The 5409-nt window shown below is 68.9% G+C and carries 4 protein-coding genes; 2 read left to right on the top strand and 2 right to left on the bottom strand.

What is annotated here, in order from left to right; translation table 11 throughout:
• Nucleotides 1-1079, bottom strand: a 1079-nt coding sequence (locus FJ309_17060; GenBank protein ID MBM3956283.1) for a lipase family protein, incomplete at its 3' end; no start/stop codon positions are given.
• Nucleotides 1080-1166: 87 nt separating this feature from the next.
• A complete protein-coding gene (locus FJ309_17055) occupies nucleotides 1167-1388 on the bottom strand; it encodes a zinc ribbon domain-containing protein (GenBank protein ID MBM3956282.1) in 222 nt (73 codons plus the stop codon).
• A 91-nt stretch (nucleotides 1389-1479) separates the two neighbouring features.
• Here FJ309_17055 and FJ309_17050 point away from each other — a divergent pair, with 91 nt between their 5' ends.
• Together FJ309_17050 and FJ309_17045 are read left to right on the top strand one after the other, a co-directional pair.
• A complete protein-coding gene (locus FJ309_17050; protein ID MBM3956281.1) occupies nucleotides 1480-2286 on the top strand; it encodes a glycoside hydrolase family 16 protein in 807 nt (268 codons plus the stop codon).
• 41 nt (nucleotides 2287-2327) lie between these two features.
• A partial coding sequence (locus FJ309_17045; protein ID MBM3956280.1) for a choice-of-anchor D domain-containing protein occupies nucleotides 2328-5409 on the top strand: 3082 nt, incomplete at its 3' end.

Genomic DNA, 5409 nt, shown 5'->3' with positions numbered 1-5409 from the left:
ACGACGACGCGCCCCAGGGAGTCGCTGCGGGCCAGCTCGCGAAACAGCGTCTCCCGCGCCCGCCCCGCGGCGGAGCGGTCGGCGCGGAGCAGCGCCGCGGAGAGCGCGGCCAAAGCCTCGAGGACCGTACCCGAGTCGCCGGGCGTGCCCTTGCCGCCGAGCGCCTCGCGGTAGTCGCGCCGCGCCTGGCGCTGGTCGGCGGCCACCGCCTCGGCGGCCGGCTCGGCGTGGATGGCACCACGGCGGTCGAGATACAACAGCGGCCGGGGATGGACGAACCGGTGCGCCCAGCCGCGCAGCTCGGCCAGCCGGGCGAGGCTCCCCGCGGCGAGGCGCGCCGTCTGCCGGATCGCCGCCTGCGTGGCGACGCCCAGCCACCCCTCCGGTTCGCCGAAGTTGTCGAGGAGGCCATCGGCGATCTCCTCGACGTCGGCCGCGGCGAAACTCGCCGGCGGCACCCGCGGCACCAGGTCGCAGCAGTGGACGTAGCGCCGCACCGGCCGCCGCTGGCGAAAAAAGACCGATTCCGTCCCGACCCGCGGCGCGCCGAACGTGACCAGTTCGGCCTCGGGAAAATCGGCACTGCACAGCGTCGCCAGCGCCCCGCCGAGGCTGTGGCCGGTGGCGAGCCGGCGGGAAACGGGAAGCGCGAAGCAGCGGTCGAGGGGCCCGCGCAGCTCGTCGAACGTCGCCGCAAAGCCGCGGTGCGCCATCATGCCCGGGCGCCATTCGACCGGGTCGACGAGGAGGTTCGAGAGCAGGTCGTCGAAGTTGCCCGTCTCGGTGCCGCGAAACACGGCGATCACGGCGTCACGGCGGCGATCGCGGCACACGAACCCGTCGGTGTCGGCCTGTGCGGGAAACAGGCGCTTGCTGCGGAGCGGCCCGAGCAGCTCGAACCCGACGCGCGGCAGCTCGGCCTCGATCCGCGACAGCGGCGCGTAGGCCAGCCGCGACAATTCCGCACAGACCGCATCGGTCGCGTCGCCGGCCAGTTCGTCGGGATGCCACTCGAAAAACGGCCCGTCGGCGGCGGGGTGGAGCAGTTCGCGCGTGCGCGTCGACGGTTCGGCAGTCATGGCCAGACTCGGCTCGTGTCGGGAATGCGAGCGGGCGGGACCGCGGCATCGCGCGATCGCTTCGAGCCTACCAAGTCCCCTGCCCGCTCACCCCATCCCCATGCAGCCGCCGGTGCCGCATTGCGGGCGGCCGCAGTTCCCGGCCGATGGAGCCGGCTCCTTGCCGCGGGCGACATGACCGGCGGCGACGCTCACGAGCTTGTCGAGCGCCGTACTGCGGCAGTGGGGGCACTCCGGCTTCTCACTGCCCCTGACGAGCAGTTCGCACCCGCGGCCACATTTCCGGCAGGCGTATTCGTAGAGCGGTATCGTGGCTCTCCTCAGGGACCGGCAACCAAAGTGTAGCGTCCGTCGGCTCGATGGGGCGGTATCATCGACTGCTTCACCTCGGAGGCCCGTCATGCCGTCGCTTCGCCTCGCTGTCCTGTACTGGGTCATCTGCCTCGGGGCGTTTTCCCTTGCCGCCGAGCCTGACTGGAAGGTCGTGTGGGAAGACGCCTTCGACGGCACGTCGCTCGACTGGTCGAAGTGGGAGATCGAGGTCAACGCGTTCGGTGGCGGCAACCATGAGTTGCAGCTCTACACCGACCGGCACGAAAACGTCCGCGTCGAGGACGGCCGGCTCGTGATCGAGGCGCGGAAGGACAACCATGGCATCGCCGGGACCGTCCGTGAGTTTTCGTCGGGGCGGATCCGCAGCAAACGGCGCGGCGACTGGCTGTATGGCCGGGTCGAGGTCCGGGCCAAGATCCCTGTCGGCCAGGGGATCTGGCCGGCGATCTGGATGCTCCCCAGCGACGACACCCACGGCGGCTGGGCCGCCAGCGGCGAGATCGACATCATGGAGATCAAGGGGCAGGAGCCGAACGTCCTCTGGGGCACGCTCCACCACGGCGGCCCGTGGCCGGACAACCGCCACACCGGCACGCAGTACCGGCTCCCTCAGGGCTCGTTCGCCGACGACTTCCACACCTACGCGATCGAGTGGGAGCGGGGACGGATCACCTGGCTCGTTGACGGCGCGCCCTGGCAGACACAGACCGAGTGGTCGAGCAGCGGCAAGGCGTTTCCGGCGCCGTTCGACCACCCGTTTCATCTCGTGATCAACCTCGCCGTGGGCGGCGGGTTCGTCGGACCGCCTGACGGCACGACGCCATTTCCGTCTCGTTTCGAGATCGATCACGTTCGCGTCCTGCAGCGTAAGTAACCGACGTATCGATACCGACCCGCCCAACGTGGAGCCTCGCGATGCGAAAGCCCCGTCGTCGACATCACTCTTCGCTCGTCATTGATCCCGAGCGACTCGAGCCACGCCAGGTGTTGGCAAGCCATGGGCTTCACGCCGTGAGCTCGGTTTTCGGCTCGGGACAGGTCGGCGAGACAGTCGTCGATGATCCCGCTTTGCCGTATCGCTACATCGCCGACGGCGAGACGATCGGGATGGCGATCAGCAACACGCGGGTCGCCTTGGCAGCGACTGCGGTCGGCCGGGCTGACCCGGCATGGCAGGCCGAATTCGGTCTGACGTCCCTTCGACCGCTCGCCGGCAGCCGGTTCGACGTCTATGCCACGACCGGGCCGCTCGACGGCGCCACACTCCAGGCCCTCCATGCCCGCGGCGTCATCGACGGCGAGGCGCCGGTGTTTGATGTCCTCTCGACGCGCTCCGAGGCCGTTCTCCTCGACGAGGCGATCGTCGAGCTCGCCGAGGGAATCATGCCGGCAGCCTACTTCGCTGCCCGGCCGATGTTCAGCGGCTACCGAACGCTGGCCGGCACACCGAACCAGTTCGTTGCCACGCTCTCGGCAGGCACCGGCACCGCGGCACTTGCGGCGATCAACTCGCTCGAAACCGACCCCGACCTCGCCTGGGCAGCGCCCAATTTTCACCAGAACTGGCAGCGATTCTTGATCCCGAACGACCCGCGCTGGAGCAACCTCTGGCACCTGCAGAACACCGGACAGAGCGGCGGCACCGCCGGAATCGATGCCGACCTCCCCGCCGCCTGGGACGTGATCCAGGGGGGCTCGACGGTGCTGACGATCGGCGTCGTTGACGACGGCGTGTCCACCGACCATCCCGACCTCACGGTATGGACGAATCCGGGCGAGGTGGCGGCCAACGGCATCGACGACGACGGCAATGGCTGGATCGACGACATCAACGGCTGGAACTTCGTCAACAACAACAACGTCAGCATTCCGAACAACACGACCGACGAGCATGGCACGAGCGTCGCCGGGGTGGCCGCCGCGCGCGGCAACAATTCGCTCGGCGTCACCGGCGCTTCCTACGGCACGCCGGTGCTCAGCTCACGGATCTTCGCCGGCAGCGGAGTGGCAACCGACGCCAATATCGCGGCCGCGATCTATTACGCCGCCGGACGGACGTCCAACGGCCTGGGCACCTGGAAGGCGGCCGACCTGTCGAACCATTCCTGGGGGGGTGGCTCGGCAACGACCGCGATCACCACCGCCTTCTCCTGGGCGACGAGCCAAGGTCGCCAGGGGAAGGGAGCCACGCAGTTGGTCGCCACCGGCAACGACTACGGTGTCGTCAGTTTTCCGGCCACGCTGTCGACCTCGAACACCGGCCTGATCGGCATCGGTGCGATGAACAACAAGGGGGAGCGCTCCGACTACAGCAACTACGGCGCGGCCCTCGACGTGGTCACGCCGAGCAACGACACCCGCGCCGGCTACCTGGCGATCGACACGACCGACCGCGTCGGAACCGCCGGCTACAACACGTCGGCCGGTACGGCAGGCGACTACACCGGCACCGGCTCGACCGGCTTCGGCGGTACGTCGTCGGCCACGCCGCTGGCGACCGGCATCGCGGCCCTGGCGCTGGCCCGTGGGCAGGCGCTCGGCATCGACCTCACGCCGGCGCAGATCAAAAACATCTTCCGCACCAATACCCGGCTCGCCGGCAGCGGGGCCTACGATCTCGCCACCGGGCGGAACACCGAGCTCGGCTTCGGACTGCTGTCGGCGGCGGGTGTCGTTCGGGGGATCGGGATGCGGGAGATCTCCGTGGTCGGCGGCAAGACCGACATCACTTCGGGCGCTACGTCGATTCCGGTGTCGGCGATCCTCGACGATTCGGTCGATACGGTCTTCCGGATCCGCAACCAGGGCACGCTGCCGCTGTCGCTCTCCGGTGTGTCGATCACCGGCGCCGGATTCGCGATCGCCAGCCCGCCGGCGGCGACCGTCCTCGCCGCCGGCGAGGGAACGACGTTCACGGTTCGGTTCACGCCCACGGCTGCCGGCGTCACGTCGGCAAAGGTCACGGTGGCCTGTGACGACGCCGACGAGGGAACGTTCTCGTTCACGATCAGCGGCACCGGCGTGGCCACGACCGTGTCGGGCAGGGCGTTCGAGGATGCCGATGGCGACGGAACGCGCCAGTCCGACGAGCCGCTCGTCGCCGGCCGCCGGATGTATATCGACTCCAATTCCAACGGCCAATTCGACGAGTTTTATCAGGATGTCACCGTCAATGCCGTGATCACGACGGCGGCGATCCCCGATCCCGGCACGCTGACATCGTCGCTCACGGTCGCCGGATTGACATCCCCGATCGGCGATGTCGACGTGACGGTGAGCATCACGCACACCTGGGTGTCGGATCTCACGCTGACGCTGATCGCCCCGTCGGGGCGGCGGATCCAGCTCGCCTCGGCCGTCGGGGGCAGTGGAGACAATTTCGCGGTGACGATCTTCGACGACGAAGCGACGACCGCGATCAGCGCGGGCACGCCACCATTTACCGGGCGGTTCATTCCCGCGCAGCCCCTCTCGGCGCTCGACGGCGAGAGCGGCAACGGCACGTGGCGATTGGAGATGACTGATTCGGTTTCGACAGACGTGGGCACGCTCACCGCGTGGTCGGTACGCGTCCGGGCCGCAGGAGATATCTCGGCGGTCTCGAAGACCAACGGCTTCTACTCGCTCGCCGGCCTCGCGGTCGGAGGCTACGTCCTCAGGCCGGTCGTGCCGACGGGCTGGACTGCGACCGGGAGCGCCTCGCGCGCTTTCACCGTGACCGGCCCCGCCGACACGTTCCGTGGCACCGATTTCGGCTCGGGAGTGAACAACCGCTTCTATGGGCGGGTGTTCGACGACGCCAATGCCAACGGCGTCAAGGACCCTGCCGAGGCCGGCATCGCCGGGCGGACGCTGTTCGTCGATGCGAATGGCAACGGCATCGTCGATCCGCCGACGCAGACGACGTTCACGAGCTCCACGGCGCTGGCGATCCCCGACAAGCCGGCGAGCGGGTTTTCGCCGGTGACGTCGTCGATCGTCGTCTCCGGGATCGGCG

This window comes from Planctomycetota bacterium, assembly GCA_016872555.1.
In the GTDB taxonomy this organism is placed as follows: Bacteria; Planctomycetota; Planctomycetia; order Pirellulales; family UBA1268; genus F1-20-MAGs016.
This window is presented reverse-complemented; position numbering and strand designations above follow the sequence as displayed.